Annotated in this window: 17 protein-coding genes and 1 riboswitch; of the genes, 8 read left to right on the forward strand and 9 right to left on the reverse strand. The window is 49.6% G+C overall.

Annotated features, from left to right (window positions below; translation table 11 throughout):
* Positions 1-57: 57 nt before the first annotated feature.
* Entirely contained in the window at positions 58-1,128 is a 1,071-nt protein-coding gene (locus QMG16_RS17675) for a lytic transglycosylase domain-containing protein (protein WP_281796347.1), read from the forward strand.
* A 65-nt stretch (positions 1,129-1,193) separates the two neighbouring features.
* A complete protein-coding gene (locus QMG16_RS17680) occupies positions 1,194-1,379 on the forward strand; it encodes a hypothetical protein (protein ID WP_281796348.1) in 186 nt (61 codons plus the stop codon).
* Positions 1,380-1,649: 270 nt separating this feature from the next.
* Here QMG16_RS17680 and QMG16_RS17685 read toward each other — a convergent pair whose 3' ends face one another.
* The 8 genes from QMG16_RS17685 to hrcA form a co-directional block, all read right to left on the reverse strand.
* Positions 1,650-2,102, reverse strand: coding sequence for a universal stress protein (locus QMG16_RS17685; protein ID WP_281796349.1), 453 nt, complete (start codon positions 2,100-2,102; stop codon positions 1,650-1,652).
* A gap of 72 nt (positions 2,103-2,174) precedes the next feature.
* Positions 2,175-3,134 carry a protein kinase family protein gene (locus QMG16_RS17690; protein WP_281796351.1) on the reverse strand — a complete coding sequence of 320 codons (960 nt, stop codon included), beginning with the start codon at positions 3,132-3,134 and terminating at the stop codon, positions 2,175-2,177.
* A 113-nt stretch (positions 3,135-3,247) separates the two neighbouring features.
* On the reverse strand, positions 3,248-3,835 hold the full coding sequence (locus QMG16_RS17695) for a uracil-DNA glycosylase (protein ID WP_281796353.1): 588 nt from the start codon (positions 3,833-3,835) through the stop codon (positions 3,248-3,250).
* Positions 3,836-4,188: 353 nt separating this feature from the next.
* Positions 4,189-4,449 (reverse strand): FmdB family zinc ribbon protein, encoded by a 261-nt coding sequence (locus tag QMG16_RS17700; RefSeq protein WP_281796354.1) that lies wholly within the window; start codon positions 4,447-4,449, stop codon positions 4,189-4,191.
* A 249-nt stretch (positions 4,450-4,698) separates the two neighbouring features.
* Positions 4,699-6,453: a penicillin-binding protein activator gene (locus QMG16_RS17705; RefSeq protein WP_281796355.1), complete on the reverse strand. Its 1,755-nt coding sequence runs from the start codon at positions 6,451-6,453 to the stop codon at positions 4,699-4,701.
* A 424-nt stretch (positions 6,454-6,877) separates the two neighbouring features.
* On the reverse strand, positions 6,878-8,791 hold the full coding sequence (dnaK, locus tag QMG16_RS17710; RefSeq protein WP_281796356.1) for a molecular chaperone DnaK: 1,914 nt from the start codon (positions 8,789-8,791) through the stop codon (positions 6,878-6,880).
* A 193-nt stretch (positions 8,792-8,984) separates the two neighbouring features.
* The gene (gene grpE, locus QMG16_RS17715; protein WP_281796357.1) at positions 8,985-9,545 is read right to left on the reverse strand and encodes a nucleotide exchange factor GrpE; all 561 of its coding nucleotides are present in this window, start codon (positions 9,543-9,545) and stop codon (positions 8,985-8,987) included.
* A 91-nt stretch (positions 9,546-9,636) separates the two neighbouring features.
* A complete protein-coding gene (hrcA, locus tag QMG16_RS17720) occupies positions 9,637-10,683 on the reverse strand; it encodes a heat-inducible transcriptional repressor HrcA (protein ID WP_281796358.1) in 1,047 nt (348 codons plus the stop codon).
* 514 nt (positions 10,684-11,197) lie between these two features.
* On the opposite strand from hrcA, the gene QMG16_RS17725 reads away from it, so the two are divergent.
* The gene (locus QMG16_RS17725; RefSeq protein WP_281796359.1) at positions 11,198-11,422 is read left to right on the forward strand and encodes a YMGG-like glycine zipper-containing protein; all 225 of its coding nucleotides are present in this window, start codon (positions 11,198-11,200) and stop codon (positions 11,420-11,422) included.
* A 210-nt stretch (positions 11,423-11,632) separates the two neighbouring features.
* Here the strand turns inward: QMG16_RS17725 and QMG16_RS17730 are convergent, their stop codons facing one another.
* Positions 11,633-13,192 (reverse strand): IscS subfamily cysteine desulfurase, encoded by a 1,560-nt coding sequence (locus QMG16_RS17730; protein ID WP_281796360.1) that lies wholly within the window; start codon positions 13,190-13,192, stop codon positions 11,633-11,635.
* A 320-nt stretch (positions 13,193-13,512) separates the two neighbouring features.
* On the opposite strand from QMG16_RS17730, the gene QMG16_RS17735 reads away from it, so the two are divergent.
* The 5 genes from QMG16_RS17735 (at position 13,513) to crcB (ending at position 17,794) form a co-directional block, all read left to right on the forward strand.
* Positions 13,513-13,974, forward strand: a complete 462-nt coding sequence (locus QMG16_RS17735) for an NfeD family protein (RefSeq protein ID WP_281796362.1) — start codon at positions 13,513-13,515, stop codon at positions 13,972-13,974.
* 42 nt (positions 13,975-14,016) lie between these two features.
* On the forward strand, positions 14,017-14,871 hold the full coding sequence (locus QMG16_RS17740; RefSeq protein WP_281796364.1) for an SPFH domain-containing protein: 855 nt from the start codon (positions 14,017-14,019) through the stop codon (positions 14,869-14,871).
* Between the two features lie 323 nt (positions 14,872-15,194).
* A riboswitch (Fluoride riboswitch) is annotated at positions 15,195-15,259 on the forward strand.
* Positions 15,260-15,423: 164 nt separating this feature from the next.
* Positions 15,424-16,680 carry a cation:proton antiporter gene (locus QMG16_RS17745; RefSeq protein WP_281796366.1) on the forward strand — a complete coding sequence of 419 codons (1,257 nt, stop codon included), beginning with the start codon at positions 15,424-15,426 and terminating at the stop codon, positions 16,678-16,680.
* 25 nt (positions 16,681-16,705) lie between these two features.
* A complete protein-coding gene (locus QMG16_RS17750; RefSeq protein WP_281796367.1) occupies positions 16,706-17,122 on the forward strand; it encodes a universal stress protein in 417 nt (138 codons plus the stop codon).
* A 294-nt stretch (positions 17,123-17,416) separates the two neighbouring features.
* Positions 17,417-17,794: a fluoride efflux transporter CrcB gene (gene crcB, locus QMG16_RS17755; RefSeq protein WP_281796368.1), complete on the forward strand. Its 378-nt coding sequence runs from the start codon at positions 17,417-17,419 to the stop codon at positions 17,792-17,794.
* Positions 17,795-17,798 lie beyond the last annotated feature (4 nt).

A 17,798-nucleotide genomic window follows, 5' to 3' on the forward strand; every position in this document is an offset into this window, starting at 1 on the left:
TACGGTCCACCGCGAGGGCGATGTTGATTTTCTTTGAAAAGATAAGGAGAAACCAGTATGGCGCCTGATTCCTCACTCTGTAGGCACCAGCTGGGGGAAGCTCAAACAAGTCATCAACGGCATTTGCTGTTGAAGGCTACCCTTCCGTTTTGTCTTGGTCTTACGTTTTTTGCCACTCAAATTGAGGCAAGGACTGAACCGATCCGGGACTCCTGGAGTGAGATTTCGGCTTCGTTCCATACTCACGAAAGGTCATCCATGAAAAACCCGGGGGCGCTGAATTCCTTGTCCCCCTCATCAAAGTTTTTCAATTCTTCCCCTGCTGGCGAACGATGGAGTAACAGAAGTCAGATACCCATCCCTAATCAACCTGCGATTCAAAGACAAATCCGCTTCTACGAAGGAAAGGGACGATCGGATTTTTCTGGAGCGCTGGAGCGTTCCTGGTCCTATTCCACCGTTATGGCCCAAATTTTAGATTCTGAGGGAGTGCCCCCCGAATTGATAGCGGTAGTGATGGTAGAAAGCTGCTTCAAGGGAAGGGCATCCCATAAAGGAGCGGTAGGCTATTGGCAGTTGCTTGCGTCGACGGCACGATCGATGGGACTGAGAGTCGATCGTTGGGTGGATGAGCGATATGATCCAGTAAAATCCACTCAAGCTGCTGCAAAATATTTACGTTCGCTTTATGATCAGTTTGGTTGCTGGACATTGGCCATCGCTGCGTACAATTCCGGAGATGCCCCTGTGATGAGCGCCATCAAAAAACATGGAGTGAATGATTTTTGGGAAATTTCCAAGCGTGGCAGCCTGCCTCGGATAACGCGGGCTTATGTTCCGAAGGTTCTTGCGGCCATTCGGATCATGCGAAATTTAGATGCTCATGGGTTCGAAAGTCCACAACAGTTTCCCATTTACGACTATGAGTCCGTTTCCATTAAATCGCCTTTGCAACTTGAGCAAGTGGCGAAATGGATCAATGTACCCACGAGTGATTTGAGGGACTTGAACCCATCTCTGCGTCACGACCGCTTACCCCCTAATGGTGGGGTGAAGCTAAACTTGCCTTCCGGAGCTAGAGATAAGTTCGATGTAGCTTACGCGCGTTACACTTCCGGGAGAAATTAAACAATCACATAGTCCTACGGATCGAGACTGGAAGAGTTATTGAGTGCTGAAAGAAGAGTTTGACCATGAGTATTAGAATGCTGGCCGTTGAGCTTTACAGTGTAATGAAACGCGTCAAGGAGTTGGAGAAAAAGCTTGAAAACATGGCTCCCGGAACACCGGGAAGGGACGAAGTGGAAAGAGAGCTCAATAGAGAGAGAGCTGAACAAAAACGTCTGAAAAAAATGTTGGATGGCGCCAAAGAAGGCTAAAGACATTTCTTGCATGAAAAAGCTCAGAGGCAGCCGGCGGGAGTTCGTGCCCTTTCAGATTACAACGCGAGGGTGCCGGAAGAAGCGGCCTCAACATTGAGTCAAACAGCATCTCATCAGGATTGTAGTAAGCAGTTTATCAGGTTAAGGAAAAATTAGGGTATAGGTACTTCATCAAGTTCAATGCGTTTGCCCTCTTCCTTCATTCCGGGGAAGGGGGCATTCCAGCCGCTCTGAGATCCTCCAATCTTCCCTCCGTGCCGAACCTTTTTATTCAACCACCCAGACAGCGCAATTCTTTGCTTCAGTGACGACCTTCTTGGATACGCTGCCAAATAGAAATTCCTGTCTCTTACTCACCCCTCGCCTCCCAATGACGATGGTCCCGTAATTTCCCTTTTGCTGTTCCTGCAGTATGAGTTCGGATACAGTGACGAATTGACCGCAGACCTGGATCTTGATGTGGATGTTGTCCTGGGGGATGCCCTGGGCAGAGAGTCTTTTGCCCGCTTCTTCCATGAGTTTCAGGGTTTGGGATTTCAGTTGTTCTACGTGGTTTTTCCGTTCATTTTCGTCGGGCATGATGTCGGGTGAAGGTTCACGGATTACGTTCAAGAGTGTTATCTGGGCGGTGGGTTGGCAGGACATCAGGCGCCCGACATAATCTACGGCTTTGAGTGAATTCTCCGACATATCAATTGCGACCAATATGCTATTTTCCATGATTCACCCCGTCTCCCCTTTTATCTATATTTAAAGGTGCCGATACTCTGTAGAGGCCCTCGGATCAGTGGCCTATATCTTTCGACAAGCTTTCAAATCATGCAAAAGTTCTTCGGTGGATTCATAGAAAACTTCTGCGCCATGGCTGAAATGAAGCAGGATGTGGTTCATCTCATCAGGAATGTATGGAAAAAGTTTCTTGAGGTTCATCACCCGGTGCTTGAAAAAGAGGGACATGTCGTCTTCCGTCAAACAGGTTTTCAACTGCATCCCCTCCGGACCGCATGCGCTCAAATCCTGCACTGTATGGAATCCTCCCCCTATCGTTAACAGCAGGACATTTCCCAGGCCAAACAGGTCAACCCCAAAAGGATTTTCTGCCCAGTCGTACGTATAGTCAAAATCGATCCATTTGTAGATTCCGGTTTCTTTATCGATGAATATGTGGTCGTTGCGGATGTCTCCGTGCAGCTCCTTGTAGGAATGGAGCCGCCGAATGGCCTCGATGCAAAGGAGGATGTTATCGAAAATTTCAGGGAATTTATTGTAAAAATAGGCTTCATGGTCCATTGCCAGATCCAGAATATAGTCAAAAAATCTCTTTCCCTGGATTCTGTCAATGATTCTTACGGAATTCCCCGCTTTGTCCTGTACGTTGAATCCTTGCATGAAGTAGGGATCATTGCGTATTTTTTCGAGAATCCTAGCCTCTTTTTGAGGACTGCGGAAGCATTTTATGCTCTCCGTACCCAACTGTAGAAAAAAGGATTCGAAGAAGACGAGTTTCACGATCTTGGAGCTGCCATCATCCAGGTCGATCACCTTCTTGACCCAATACTTGGGGTCTCCGTCCATTCCGAATCTGCCTTCCACTTCTTCTCCACGGACAAAATAAAATTTGCCTCCAAGTTCCAGAACGTCCCCGGACCCTATTTTCATGTATTCCGTAGTATCTTGAAAGATGTTGAGTTTCTGGCGGATGGGGCGGTGAAGGTAGTGTTCAATTTTCTCTTTTATTTGGGATTCGTTCATCTCTTTTACCTGCTTGGTGAGAGAGAAAAAAGGCTGTCTGTTTTTTTATGATATAGATTGCAACCGTTTACCGCAGGGAGAGCGGAGAACACAAAAAAAGAGGCGGATCTTGGTTAAAAGCCCGCAGGGACGATTTTGCTGAAAGCCATGTGCAGGGCGTCTCTTTTTTGAGGATTCCTGTAATTGAAAGGGGAGGGATGATATGTGACCAAAATCCTCAATGCCTGGATTGTATAAAAATTGCCGTTAGCTTTCTCCATCTTCAAGTTCTCGTCCATCAGAAGTGTTTTGGCAGCAGAAAGTCCAAGACATACAACCAAAGGAGGTGCCAATATTTCCAGTTCCTGAAGAAGATAAGGCAGTGCATAGCGACTTTCCCTGGCTGTGGGTCTTCTGTTTTCCCCCTTTGGAGTAAAAGGTCTGTATTTCACCAAATTGGTGATGAAGACTCTTTTTCTCGATAATCCGATTTCTTCCAATAGTATGTCGAGATTTTTTCCTGCAGGCCCCACAAAGGGCAGGCGTTCTTTTTCTTCTTCCCTTCCAGGAGCTTCCCCTATAAAGACGATGGTATTTTCTTCAAAAAGACCCACTCCGGGTACAAAGATATCTCCCATACTCCGACTTCTGTATTGTGGATCCTGAATAATCCTAGCATAGAGATCCATCAACTTCAGAGCCTTTTGCTCTGCTGCAGTCATTCAGAATTCACTCCCCTCCTGTGCTTTTAGTTTCTAGTCGTGGCAAGTGTGTTTGAGCTGCTGCATTTTCGTGACCTTGGCCCGGCGAGAAGGTTCACGATTCTTGAGGAGCGTTTCCGCCCGTTAACCTGATAAAGACGGATTGCTTGAAAAGGGCATTTTGAAACAAAAAAAGCGGGTTCAACCGACCCGCTCAAATTTTTTCATCCATCGGCTCTCAAAGCACCCTTGTCATATTTTCCTGGACCGTTTTGACAGCTTGAGCACCAGAGCCAGATATTTTTCAACATTCTATCCCTACGGCCCGGATCTTACGGAGCCGAACTCAACCCCCACTCCCGTTTTACCGATCTCTATTCATCAGTGGAAGCGCTGCTGGATTTCTTTTCCGTGCTGGGTGTTTCCGCCGTTTTGCATGCACTGGTACTCTGGTTCTTACCGGCATAATCTGTGGTATACCAACCTGAACCTTTAAGGTGGAAAGTACTCATGGAAATAAGCTTACGCAACTCACCCTTGCATTCAGAACATTCAGTCAATGGCGCATCCGAAAATTTTTGCATGGCTTCCATTGTTTTTCCACACTTCAAACATTCGTATTCGTAGATCGGCATCCCCAAAACCTCCTTGATTATATTTTGCGACTCACTAGAAATAAAAGCCTTTTAATGACCAGCTCAATCACTGCAAAATTATAAAACTCCTTTCCCCAATGTCAAGACGTTCGAGAAGGAACTTTCGGATTCGCTTTTCAAATTCCTTATGTGCTTTTCCTTCGATTCCCTTGAAAATATACCGTCTGCAGGTCGGGAAAGGAATCCCGACCTACGATTTTCATTGTTGGATGTGAACATTCCGGGATGCTAGGGAGAAGACACCGGGACTAGTTCACCGTTTATGACCTGGAGGATTTGATAGCTCCGGGTAAGATTTCCGTCGGGCGTAAATGAATAGACGCCGGCCACCCCTTCAAATTTGTGAATCTGGAAAAGACTCTGGAGCAACGAATACCTGTCTATGGAAGAGGGATCCAAAGCTGAGCGGGCGTTGAGCAAAAGCATGAGTGCATCATACGCCTGAGCCTCGAGGTAGGAGGGTTGAGACTGGTAAAGCTCCTGATAACGTTCTTTAAATGCCCGCACTCTTGGAGCCTGGCTGTCCGCATAAAAGGGAGTGGCGAAAATTGCCTGTTCCACGTAAACTCCTCCAGCCTCGACGATCGGGCCTTCTCCCCAAAGGTTGGTCCCCAAAAGCGTTACACCGACCACATTATTATAGGGTAACTGAGGGGCAATGAGTGAAACGGTCTGCACCTGGTCGGGGATGAATAAAGCTTCGAACGGAGTTGTTTGAACCCCCGTCGGAGGTGCGTTTTTCTCTGCAATGGTCATGAGCTTCTGGATTGGCTCTTTGAAGTCTGTACTCTTGTCCTTGTAGGAAACGCTGGCCATGAGCTCTCCTCCGAGTTCCCGCACCACTTCGCCAAAGATCTTCGAAAGGTTCTGGCCATAGCGGTCGTCAGGATACAGGGCGGCGAAACGAGTGTAGTGAAGCCTTTCCATGCAATATTGGACAAGGTTGCGTACCAGTTCCCGATTATCCAACATGAGGGGAACTGCAAAAGTGTCGGGGTTGAGATCTTCTTCCCTTTGCGTCAATGAGAGCAGAGGAACGCCCAGTTTGTCGGCAACCGACGTCACAGCTTTTGCGGCTTTTGATCCCAAAGGCCCGACAACGGCCAGGACTCCATCTGTTTTGACCAACTCTTCAAATGACCGCACGGCTATGTTCGGGTCTGCCTGAGCATCTTTTATGACCAGGGTGACCTGCTCATTGAAGTGTTGTGCGTTCCAATCGCCTTTAGCCAGGGAAATGCCCCTCAGAACCATTTCTCCGTAATTGGCGTAGGGACCATTGACCGGTACAAGACAGCCCACCCGGTCCGGATTGAGGGGGAGAGATATTTCCGGAGCCGTTCCACGCAATGCAGCCTGAATAAAGGGTGCTATCGGATGTGATGCATTCTGGCTCAGCAGAGTTCGTAAACGCTCTCGCGTCGCCTCGGATGGAGATTGCTGCATCTCGATTTGCGCTGCCCTGAAGTCGATGAAAACTTGCATGAATGGATTGGGGTTCTTCTTGAGGAGCTTGTTCAGGGTTTGCATGTCTCTGTCCTTGAGAAGAGAATTCATCGCTTTGGTCAGAGCTTTTTTCTCTTCAGGGGTACGGGCAACCGCAAAACCGGCGGTCAACCAGTCGAAGGCAGTCTCAACGTCGCCTTCCGCTCCATAGTTGTCCGCCATGAACTCAGCCAGCTCAACCTGGACTTCGGGATGAGCAGAGGACGCCTCCCAAAGAGGAGATGCCTCTTTCATGACTTGCTTTTTCTTCCCTGTCATCCATTGAGCCCGGAGTTGATCTAAACGGGCGCGATGGATTCCATCCCATGAGGGGTAGGTATAAATCAAGTAATCATAATATTTTAATGCCTGTTCCGGCTGTCTCTGCTGCAAATAAATATGGCCGATCTCATAGAGGGATTGGGCCGCGACGAGGTTATTGGGCCATGTTTGGGCAATGCGCTCCCATGTGCTGATGGCTTTTGGGATGTTCCCCATTTTTTTCTCTTTTTCCGCCTGCTGCAGCAGTGACTCCGCATCTCGGGGCGGTGCCTGAGTCGAAGCTGCTGGAGGAGCGGGTTCGTTATAAGAACGGGGAGCAGTTGCACAACTTGAAAGCAGAAAAAATGACAGGACAAAGAATACCCAGCAGTATTTTCTTCTCATAAGGCGCCTCATTGCAGGTGGACTGATCCTCTCTTACTGATGATTCCAATACGTTGAAAAGAACGTATACCCCAAGAACAAGATTAAGGGCACATGAAAAATTCATGTGCCCTTAATCTTTTATTGAAATACCGGGTCCCGTTTACCTACCCGGCCTTCTCGTGTCGGGAACGAGTCCCGACCTGTCTTTTCATGGTTCGTCTTGACTGCCTGGTCATGTGACGGAAAAAGAACAACGCTCAGAAATATCTTTGAATCATTTATCTTTCACTTCTTCAAAGTCAGCGTCCACCACATCCTCCTCGGGTTTTTTCCCAGCTCCGGCGGCCCCTTCACCAGCTCCTGCGGCGCCCGCCTGCTGCTCCGAAGCACGCTTATATGCCTCTTCCGCAACCTTATGAGAAATCTGCATCAGTTGATCCACTTCTCGCTGAATGGCGTCGCGGTCTTCGCCTTCCATCGCCTTTTTGAGTCTCTCTATTTGAGATTCGATGTCCTGGCGTGTTTTTGCATCGACTTTATCTCCCATGTCCCGCATGGTCTTTTCTGTGCTGTAGATGAGGGAGTCCGCCTGATTCCTCGCTTCAATCAGTTCACGCTTTTTCTTGTCTTCAGCGGCATGTATTTCGGCTTCTTTCACCAGGTTTTTGATCTCTTCATCGCTGAGACCGCTGGATGCCGTGATTTGAATGGATTGTTCTTTCAGCGTGGCCATATCCTTGGCGGAGACATGCACGATACCGTTGGCATCGATGTCAAAGGTCACCTCGATCTGGGGGATTCCGCGCGGCGCAGGTGGAATGCCCACCAGCTCGAATCTCCCCAATGTCTTATTGTTTGCAGCCATCTCCCGTTCGCCCTGGAGCACATGGATCGAAACGGCCGTCTGGTTGTCGGCTGCAGTCGAAAAGATCTGACTCTTTCGAGTGGGAATCGTTGTATTCCGCTCGATCAACTTGGTCATGACTCCGCCGAGAGTCTCAATGCCAAGAGAAAGAGGGGTTACGTCCAGCAAGAGTACGTCTTTGACATCCCCTTTGAGCACTCCGGCCTGAATCGCGGCGCCAACAGCCACCACTTCGTCGGGATTCACTCCCTTGTGAGGTTCTTTTCCAAAAAATTCCTGAACCTTCTGCTGAACACGGGGCATACGGGTCATACCGCCCACGAGAATGACTTCGTCGATGTCGGAACGGCTGAGACCTGCATCGCGCAGAGCTTGTTCCATGGGGGGAACGACTCGATCGACGAGTTCTTCTACGAGGGATTCGAACTTGGCTCGACTGAGCTTGATATTCATGTGTTTGGGGCCCGAAGCGTCCGCAGTGATGAAGGGGAGATTGATTTCCGTTTCCATGGTGGAAGAGAGTTCTATCTTGGCTTTTTCTGCAGCCTCTTTCAGCCGCTGCAGAGCCATCTTGTCGTTACGCAGATCAATCCCATAGTCTTTCTTGAACTCGTCTGCCAGCCAGTCTATGACCCTCTGATCAAAGTCTTCACCGCCCAGGTGCGTGTCGCCGTTGGTCGACTTGACCTCAAAAACACCTTCGCCGATTTCCAGGATAGAGATGTCATACGTTCCACCCCCCAAATCGAATACGGCGATCTTCTCATCTTTTTTCTTGTCCAGGCCGTAGGCCAGGGAAGCAGCGGTAGGTTCGTTGATGATGCGCAGTACATTGAGTCCCGCAATTTTGCCCGCGTCCTTGGTAGCCTGGCGCTGGCTATCATTGAAATATGCAGGCACCGTGATGACTGCGTCCGTCACCTTTTCGCCCAGGTAATCTTCCGCGGTCTGCTTCATTTTCATCAGGATGAAAGCGGATATCTCCGTAGGGCTGTAGTCTCGCCCGCGAATCCGCAGGTGAGCATCACCGTTGGCTGCTTTGACGATCTTATAGGGAAGGATTTTCACATCCTGCTGAATCTCTTTTGAATCGTACTTACGTCCGATCAGACGCTTTACCGCGAATATCGTATTTTCCGGATTGGTGATGGCCTGCCGTTTTGCAACCTGCCCAACCAGGCGTTCTCCACTTTCGGTAAAAGCTACCATCGAAGGAGTGGTGCGCCCTCCTTCCGAATTGGGCAGCACTTTGGGGTCTTTCCCTTCCATGATGGCAACCACGGAGTTTGTGGTTCCAAGGTCAATGCCTATGATCTTGCTCATCCAAATAGCCTCCCTTTATTTTATGAATTCAGATTCCAAACGATTCAAATTGGTTTTGCCTTCGGTCTTCAACAAACCGAAGCGGAAAAAATCTTATCTCTTAAAACAAAATATCGTGAATGATACTTTTACTGCCAAATGACATCGTGTCATTGAATGAATGTGAATGACCGCCTTCTGTATCGCATCCTCCTCATGAAGATGAGGAAGCCTTGGAAACTACGACCATAGCGGCACGGAGGAGACGATCGTTCAAAGTGTAACCTTTGCGAAACTCTTGTAATACAGTATTTTCCGGGTATTCCTCATTTTCCTGTTGCATGACGGCTTCGTGATAATTGGGATCGAAGGGTTTGCCGACCGATTCAAAGGAATTACACCCGAATTTGCTCAGTGTTTCGGCGAAAGCCTTCAGAGTCATGCGGACCCCTTCCAAGAGGCCCTCCAAATCCGAGTCGTTCTCCCCATGTTGAACCGCCCGTTCCAGGTTGTCTATCACTGGAAGCAGTTCACGGATGAGATTTTCATTGGCAAAACAAATTCCGTCGGATTTTTCACGCTCCAGCCTCTTGCGCGTATTCTCATTTTCCGCAGCCATGCGCAACAAGCGGTCCTGAAGCTCTTTGAGTTCCTCGTTCTTTTTTGCCAGCAACTCTTCCAGGCTCTCTTCCTCAATGGGAGTTTCACCTACAGCTTCCTCTGACGGTTCCGCTTCCTCGTTGCTGCGCTCTTCCTGTTTTTCTTCATCGGCCATATATCGGTAACCTCCCTGCGGACAATTTAGCCTTTTTTAAGCATGAACATGCTTTATAACAAGGTTCCCCATCCCGCAAGATCATAAAAAACTAATAGCCTTCAGGTTCTTCCATAAGCTGGCTCAGAAGGCTGGCTGTAAATTCAACCACGGGGATAATCCTTGAATAGTCCATTCTCACCGGCCCAATAACGCCCAGAACTCCCAAAAGGGTATCTCCCCGCCGATACGGAGAGGAGATCAAACTGATCTCCTGGAGTTCCTGAAGCTCGCTCTCCTGGCCCAAAATAATCTGAACCCCCTGAGAAACTTTCAGCGTTTTATCCAGAAGCCGTATGATCCTGGATTTATCCTCGAAAGCTTCGAAAAGACGACGCATTCGCTCCACATCGCTGAACTCGGGGTTATTGAGCAAATTGGTCTGCCCCTCAATGTAGATATCGCTTTTCTCCAGTGCGGATTGGAAAAAGTGCCGGGAAATCTTCAGCGCACGCGAGTAAAGCTGATCGAAGAGTACTTTCTCTTTCCGCATCTCGTTCAGAATGCGCTCTTTGGCTTCTCCCAAAGGGATATCCTCGAGGAGTTCATTCAGATAACGCCCATACTTATCCAGCTCATCCTGGGTAATATCCTCTTCCCAGTCCAGAACCGCATGATGCACCAGCCCGGATTTCGAGATAAGGATAGCCATGATCTGGTGGGGTCTCAACCGAATGAATTCTATTTGCTTCAACCGCGTCAGCGAAATCTTTGGCCACAAAACAACGCCCGCCTGTTTGCAGAACCTGGAAAGTATTCGAGAGGTCCGCTGTAGCAGTGCCTTCATATCCTTTTGTGTTTCCTGCAAAGCTTGACGAATGAGGCGGCGTTCCTCTTCCTCCATTTCCTTAAATTTCATTATGGAGTCGAGATAAAATCTAAGGCCTTTTTCCGTGGGCACGCGCCCGGCAGAAGTATGAGGTTGCTGAAGGAAGCCCATCTCCTCCAAATCTGCCATGACATTCCGGATGGTCGCCGAACTCACCTTCAGCCCGTAGCGCTTGGATATGGTCCGCGATCCTACCGGCTCTCCACTCTGAATGTGGTCGGTAATGACAGCTTCCAGCACCTGTTGGTCACGTTTTGTAAGTTCGGTCACGAGCGACTCTCCATTCAATAGATAAATTAGCACTCCTTGAAGATGAGTGCTAAACTAACCTAGTAATGTCGCATCATTTTGTCAAGTCACACATGAACATTATCGCTGTTTGAACGATGAATTTATGATGCGCCTGAATTCAGGCTTTACTGGGAGGGCAGTCATGACGCGAAAAAAGCAAAATTGAAGAAGGGGGGGAGTCAGGAAGGAGGAGGGGGAAACCTGACTCCCCCCGAGGAGGAAAGAGTTTTCTTTCCATTGATAATGATAACTCATGAGTCAAGAGGTTTATAGGGGAAAAGGTTCATAGCTCATGGCAACAGCGGTCGTCAGGGTGACAGAGACAATGATTCTTGCCGATCAAGCGAATAGATTCATTTGACCTGAAGCGCTTTTGGGAGTAATCCGTGTTATCTGCTGACGTACGGCTCCTCTCGTAGGGGAGTGATGGGTTGAGACTGTTCTCCTGCGAAAATAACAATCCAGGAAGATCTGCTGAAGGGGGGTATCTAGGATGAAGTCCTGTAGGATTCTGGTGGTTCTGGTTTTGGTCTTCTCTCTTTTTGGTTGTGCCGGAATGTCACGGACTGAACAACGCATATTGAGCGGCAGCGCCATTGGGACGGCGGCCGGCGTTGGGGCTGCGGCCATTGTGGGCGGTTCTCTCGCTGTGGGCGCCGTAGCCGGGGCTGCTGCCGGGGCTGTTGGTGGAGTAGTGGTCGATCAGCTCCAAAAGTAAGGTGATTCGCATCGGAGTCGTTGAATCCGGATGGCCTTCATTCATTGCGTGGCCATTTATATGGTGTGAAGGGTAGGCTGGATTCGGTGGTTGGGCCCGACTCATTGTTGACCGGAGATTGCCGAGCGAAACCCAAGATGAAAGCTTTCTTCTCGTTGGGTTTCGCTCGGAAGATGCGACTTGCAATTCCTGCCGTCCGTTTCAACCGGACTACGCTTGTCTCGCGCAATCCCGTACGGCGGAAGAGATATCCTCCATTGCGCGATCGATTTCTTCTGCCGTAGTGAAACGCCCCACCGAAAACCGGATGGTCCCCATTGCATATTCCAGAGGGATGCCCATCGCTTTGAGTACGCTCGATACCTGCACTCCTTCACTATGGCATGCTGCACCGGCGGAAGCGGCAACGTTCCGCATCCCGGCAAGAATAACGTTGGCTCCAACTCCCTTGAAGCTGACACTGGAAGTGTTGGGCAGTCTCATTTCCGGATGGCCGTTGATTCTGATGTCGGCAAATTCGCCCTTCAAACGGGTTTCCAGCAGATCTCGCATTTTTTGCAAGTGTTCCCGATAGCTTTGAGAATTCTCGCCGACCATCTGAAAGGCTTCTCCCAATCCCACAATTTCTATGACATTTTCCGTACCTGCCCGCATGTTCCTTTCGTGATTTGCACCATGAATCAGTTTTTCAAGTCGAACGCCCGATCGAATGAACAATCCTCCAATTCCTTTGGGAGCATAGAGCTTATGTCCTGCCACTGAAAGGAGATCCACTCCCAGGTCATCCACATGAACCGGGATTTTGCCTATGGACTGAGCGGCATCCGTGTGGACCAGGATTCCGTGCCGATGGGCAATGAGGCTGATTTCCCTGATGGGTTCAATGGTGCCCACTTCGTTGTTGGCATGCATGACGGTGATCAGAATGGTTTTGGGTGTGATGGCTTCTTCGAGTTCTTGCAGGTTTACCCGGCCGTAGGAGTCGACGGGCAGATAAGTCACCTCGTAACCCAATCCTTCCAGGTAGCGGCAAACTTCTGTTACAGCAGGATGTTCCACGGATGACGTTATGATGTGATTGCCTTTGCCCAGATAGGCGCGCGCAACGCCCTTTATGGCGTAATTGTTGGATTCCGATCCGCCGCTGGTGAAAATGAATTCATCCGGGGTGCAGTGGAGCACTTCTGCAATCTGTTTTCGTGCTCTCTCGACAGCGGATTTGGCTTTGGTTCCAAAGACGTGGCTGCTGGATGGGTTCCCGAAGTGCTCATGGATAAAAGGCAGCATGGCTCCGGCGACTTGCGGATCAATGGGAGTGGTTGCGTTATAATCCAAATAAATGGGTTTCAATTTTGACTCCTTTTTTAAGCATTCCCCGTTTGACTCGGTTTTTCTTTCGATCAGCTTCCTGACGAAGGGGATGTCTGCGGGGGCAAAATCATAATCCTTCATATCCTCCACGGAAACCCATTCGATAGCTTCATGAACGGTTGGGACCATTTCACCGCTTTCCCAAAAAGTCTCATAGGCAAGCAACCTTATGGAATCTTGAGAGTAATGGTAAATACTTTCCCAGAGAAAAGCACCGATACGGACTTCAATTTGAAGTTCTTCCTTGATTTCCCGCTTCAGACATTCTTCAGGGGTTTCCCCCACCTCGACCTTTCCCCCCGGAAATTCCCACTTGAATTCCTGGTGGGTTCCGGCCCTGCGTCGGGCAATGAGAATACGGCCTTCTCGAATCAAAATAGCGGCTGTTACAGTTTTCAATAGATTTCCTTTCAAAAAACGATCAAAACATGAGGCTTTCAGTATAAACATTTTCATCCATCTTCTCCATTACCCTCCATGAACGGAGCGGTCGCAACGAAAAATGAAAAAACGCAAAGGAATGCAATGCAATAGGGAAAGTGGGAAACGCTTTTGAAAAGCGATGTTATTACTATGAGCCATGAGCTATGAACCATGAGCCTTTTTTCATATAAAGAAAAGGGGCGTCATAGCCGACAGGATGGGATATTTTCTTTTGTGAGGGCATGAAAAACGAGCAGCATGATAGAAATCGCACCGTGAAGGGAGAAGAAGCCTGCATGGATTTCAAACTGCTTTACTGGCACTGGCTTGTCTTTGGAATGGTCCTTGTGATCGCCGAATTGTTCATCCCGAGCTTTACCATTTTTTGGTTTGGACTGGGAGCTATTCTTCTCAGCGGGGTGCTCTGGTTGATCCCGGATCTTGCTCTGAGCTGGCAGCTGTTCATCTGGGCTGTCGCTTCCAGCCTGTTCACGTTCCTTTGGTTCAAATTCTTCAGACCTCTGATGGCCGACCGCACCAAGGCAGGTATTTCCAGGGAAGCCGTTCTGGGGGAAGTCGGACAGGTCATCAAGGTCCCAGAAGAAGGAAAGCGGGGCATCGTTCGTTTCACCACGCCCATTTTGGGAGACGATGAATGGCCTTTTATCTGTGAAAGCAAAGTGAGTCTGGGGGAGCGGGTTGTTGTCAGGGATTTTTCCGGCAACACACTCATTGTCGAGAGGAAGGAATCCGCGTAATCATCTGAAGCATCTAAAAAATCTGGAGAGGAGGAGAAGGCTATGGCGGGATTGGTTGTTGCAGGGGTTTTCTTTATTCTGGTTTTGGTGACCATCGCTCTGGGGGTGAGAATCGTGCCTCAGGGCAGCAAGCAGGTTGTGCAACGGCTGGGGAAGTATCACAAGACCCTCGGACCGGGCCTCAATGTCGTTGTGCCCTACATCGATACGGTCGCCTATAAGGTGACCACAAAAGACATCGTCCTGGATATCCCCTCGCAGGAGGTCATCACCAAGGACAATGCCGTCATCATAGTCAACGCGGTGGCCTACATCAATATCGTTTCCCCGGAAAAAGCCGTGTATGGGGTCGAGGACTACCGGTTTGCCATTCAAAACCTGGTGCAGACCTCTTTGCGTTCCATTGTGGGCGAAATGGACCTGGATGACGCTCTTTCTTCGAGGGACATGATCAAGGCACGGCTGAAGACGGCCATCTCCGACGATATCGCCGATTGGGGAATCACTCTCAAAACGGTGGAAATCCAGGACATCAATCCTTCTGAAACCATGCAGAGGGCCATGGAAGAGCAGGCGGCCGCCGAAAGGCAGCGAAGGGCGACCGTGACGCGGGCGGACGGTGAAAAAGCTGCTGCCATCCTCGAAGCGGAAGGCCGCCTCGAAGCCTCCAAGCGCGATGCCCAGGCAAAGGTCGTTCTGGCTGAAGCAAGCCAGATCGCCATCAGGAAAATCACGGAAGCCGTCCAGGAAAATGACCTGCCCGTCATGTTCCTCCTGGGTGAAAGGTATATCGAGGCGGTCAAAAACCTTTCCACATCGCAGAACTCGAAGATCGTTCTCCTCCCTGCCGACATTCCTGCCGCGGTGAAAGGGATCATGAGCGCTTTGAATAAATAGAATTTATAACTGTATCGCTCAATGTCTGAGGTTGCCGGGCGAAAGCCTTTAACCCGTCAAAGTGATTCCCTAAAAGAATTGGCGGATTTTCATATCTTGTTATTCACCACGGAGACACGGAGGGCACGGAGAACATTTTGGAATTCCTAAGGGATTCTTCCGTGATCTCTGTGCCTCCGTAGTGAATGGAGATTGCAAGAGCGACTCACTCCCTAAAATGAATACTACCTGTTGCGAAAAAGTGCGGGGATTTCTGGAAAAGAGGCTTGATCCGGCATTCCCCTTATGTTAATAATCTTGGTGCCTTAATGTTTTAAGGCATTGCAGACAGTGGTGATGGAGTCCACCCCGCTAATCGCCGATCCTGGCTGATGACTCCTACCAAGCCAACCAATTTTTGGACGCCTGGTGGGAGTTTTTCACTATCAAACGAAAGCTCCTACTTGGCTAAGGCCTGGAGGAGCTTTTTTTTATGAGCATCACTTTTTCGGATATCCTTACTTCAAGAGTAACACCGGAAGAATTGAACCCTTGCAGGAAAGGATTGCCACGATGACTGAAACATGGCTGTTGGCAACACTTTGGCTGGGATTGGCCCTCATTGCGACACTGCTTTCCATCTGGTTCGGGATCGCAACCGCCCTTTCCGAAATTGTAGTGGGAACAGTCGCCCAATTGGTGATCGGAGCGCTCCTTGGCGGTGCTGTTCTGGGAGCCAATGATCCGTGGATCAAATTCCTTTCCGGAACCGGTGCGATCATTCTGACTTTCCTGGCCGGAGCCGAACTCGATCCGAGCGTCTTCAGGGAAAAATGGAAAGAGGCTGTAGGGATCGGCCTTGCAAGCTTTGTTGTTCCCTTCCTCGGGTGCGCCGCTGTTGCCCATTATCTTTTGCATTGGACTCCCCAGGCGAGCTGGCTTACCGGTGTGGCCCTTTCCACTACGTCGGTTGCCGTAGTCTACGCCGTCATGCTGGAATTTGGTTTAAACACCAGTATCTATGGGAAAACCGTGCTTGCCGCCTGCTTCATAACAGATCTTGGAACGGTGCTTGCCCTAGGGCTCATCTTTGCGCCCTTTACCATGAAAACGGTTATCTTCGCTGGGGTGGGCGTAGTCGTGTTCACTTTGCTTCCTTATCTCACTCCCCGCTTTTTCAAACGCTATGGCGGAAGGCCTTCCGAGCTCGAAGCAAAGTACCTTCTTCTCTGCCTCTTTGGGATGGGGTTTCTCGCATCGTGGGCGGACAGCGAGGCGGTTCTTCCCGCTTATTTGATCGGAATGGTCCTTGCCGGTACCGTGGGCAAAGACCATATGCTCATACGGAGACTCAGGACCCTCACCTTCGGACTGCTCACCCCCTTCTACTTTATTCGAGCGGGCTCCTTCGTCTCGGTTCCTGCTCTCATCGCTGCCCCTGCCATTTTCCTGATCCTCCTCGTCACAAAGATTGTAACCAAGCTCGTTGCCGTCTATCCGGTGACCAAGGCTTTCAACGGTGCAGGTAAAGAGGGGATGTACACGACGCTCCTCATGTCCACCGGTCTTACCTTTGGGAGCATCTCAGCCCTTTTCGGACTTTCTCATGGGATCATCGATACCTCACAATATTCCTATCTCGTTGCCACTGTGGTGGGAAGCGCCGTGGTTCCTACTTTGATTGCCAATGCCTTCTTCCTGCCCCTACATCTTCTCGAGGCATCGTCGGCATCTGTGAAGAAGACTTCCAGAAGGGCGGAAGGAGGCAAGAAGATTCTGCCCGTGCTAAAAAGAAAGCCCACCAAAACCAATAATGAAAAAGGAAATTGAACCGTAGAGAAAGGAGATGAATCCTATGTTCAGTAAATTGATTGTCGCCTATGACGGTTCCAAACAATCGGAAAAGGCCTATAAGCTTGCTCTCGATATAGCATCCAAATTTTCTGCCAAAATGATGGTGCTCTCCGTGGCCCATCCGCCCGAACCCCCCATTACTGTGGAGTTCGAAGCGGTGCTCGAGAGTGCTACCGAGTACTTCGAGGGACATTTCAAGTGTCTCAAGGAGTTGGCGGAGTCCGCAGGCGTTGATGCAACCTTTCTGGTAAAGGTGGGGCATCCGGCCGAACAGATCGTGCATCTGGCCAACGAGGAAAATGCGGATGCCATCGTGATGGGCCATCGCGGAGAAAGCCTTTTGCAAAGGTGGTTGCTCGGATCTGTGGCGAAACGGGTTATAAGTTATGCCCACTGCACGGTGATTGTGGTGCGATGACCCGGCACGAGAGGAATATGCGGCTTTCCTTCTTCATGCCCTCTTCCGGAGGGCCGCGCATTGCATCCTCACCTCCAGAAACTGCTTAAAAGCAAGATCATCATCTATCGGCCCGAGTACCTAGCCTCGCTCATCAAAGAGCGGTTCCAATTCTTAGGGAGTGATCCAGTGGGGCGGAAATTACGAAAGCGTAAATCCTCACCGAGTCCAAAGGTGAGGCACGTTCAAAACAGAGAGTATGTGCAGAAGTGGAATTTTTGGCGCAAATTGGGGTTCATTCGGACTGATGGATGGATGATGAAGATTTTTTTTGTCATGGTCGGCGGAAGCCTTGGAGCACTTTCCCGTTACGGTGTATCGCTGCTGGCTGCAAAGCTCTTTGGAAGCCGGTTTCCGTTTGGAACACTCATTGTAAACCTTTCGGGCTGTTTTCTCATCGGCCTCTCTTTTACCCTGGCCGATCGGGGGGTAAGCATCATGAATCCTTCGCTGCGGCTCTTTTTCATGACCGGGTTCCTCGGGGCTCTTACGACCTTTTCAACCTTTGCTTTGGAGACGGTCAACTCCATGCGTGCGGAAACATACCTCGTTACAGCGGCTAATTTTCTTTCCAACAACCTTATTGGCACAGCCCTTGTTTTTCTTGGCATGTGGGTTGGTCGACTGAGATAGGGAG

The sequence above is a fragment of the Desulforhabdus amnigena genome, from assembly GCF_027925305.1.
Lineage (GTDB): Bacteria > Desulfobacterota > Syntrophobacteria > Syntrophobacterales > Syntrophobacteraceae > Desulforhabdus > Desulforhabdus amnigena.

Excerpts from the sequence above, each read along its gene's own strand:
- QMG16_RS17675 (WP_281796347.1), top strand. The coding sequence starts at position 58 with ATGGCGCCTGATTCCTCACTCTGTAGGCACCAGCTGGGGGAAGCTCAA.
- QMG16_RS17680 (WP_281796348.1), top strand. The coding sequence starts at position 1,194 with ATGAGTATTAGAATGCTGGCCGTTGAGCTTTACAGTGTAATGAAACGC.
- QMG16_RS17685 (WP_281796349.1), bottom strand. The coding sequence starts at position 2,102 with ATGGAAAATAGCATATTGGTCGCAATTGATATGTCGGAGAATTCACTC.
- QMG16_RS17690 (WP_281796351.1), bottom strand. The coding sequence starts at position 3,134 with ATGAACGAATCCCAAATAAAAGAGAAAATTGAACACTACCTTCACCGC.
- QMG16_RS17695 (WP_281796353.1), bottom strand. The coding sequence starts at position 3,835 with ATGACTGCAGCAGAGCAAAAGGCTCTGAAGTTGATGGATCTCTATGCT.
- QMG16_RS17700 (WP_281796354.1), bottom strand. The coding sequence starts at position 4,449 with ATGCCGATCTACGAATACGAATGTTTGAAGTGTGGAAAAACAATGGAA.
- QMG16_RS17705 (WP_281796355.1), bottom strand. The coding sequence starts at position 6,453 with ATGGGGAACATCCCAAAAGCCATCAGCACATGGGAGCGCATTGCCCAA.
- dnaK (WP_281796356.1), bottom strand. The coding sequence starts at position 8,791 with ATGAGCAAGATCATAGGCATTGACCTTGGAACCACAAACTCCGTGGTT.
- grpE (WP_281796357.1), bottom strand. The coding sequence starts at position 9,545 with ATGGCCGATGAAGAAAAACAGGAAGAGCGCAGCAACGAGGAAGCGGAA.
- QMG16_RS17725 (WP_281796359.1), top strand. The coding sequence starts at position 11,198 with ATGAAGTCCTGTAGGATTCTGGTGGTTCTGGTTTTGGTCTTCTCTCTT.
- QMG16_RS17735 (WP_281796362.1), top strand. The coding sequence starts at position 13,513 with ATGGATTTCAAACTGCTTTACTGGCACTGGCTTGTCTTTGGAATGGTC.
- QMG16_RS17740 (WP_281796364.1), top strand. The coding sequence starts at position 14,017 with ATGGCGGGATTGGTTGTTGCAGGGGTTTTCTTTATTCTGGTTTTGGTG.
- QMG16_RS17745 (WP_281796366.1), top strand. The coding sequence starts at position 15,424 with ATGACTGAAACATGGCTGTTGGCAACACTTTGGCTGGGATTGGCCCTC.
- QMG16_RS17750 (WP_281796367.1), top strand. The coding sequence starts at position 16,706 with ATGTTCAGTAAATTGATTGTCGCCTATGACGGTTCCAAACAATCGGAA.
- crcB (WP_281796368.1), top strand. The coding sequence starts at position 17,417 with ATGATGAAGATTTTTTTTGTCATGGTCGGCGGAAGCCTTGGAGCACTT.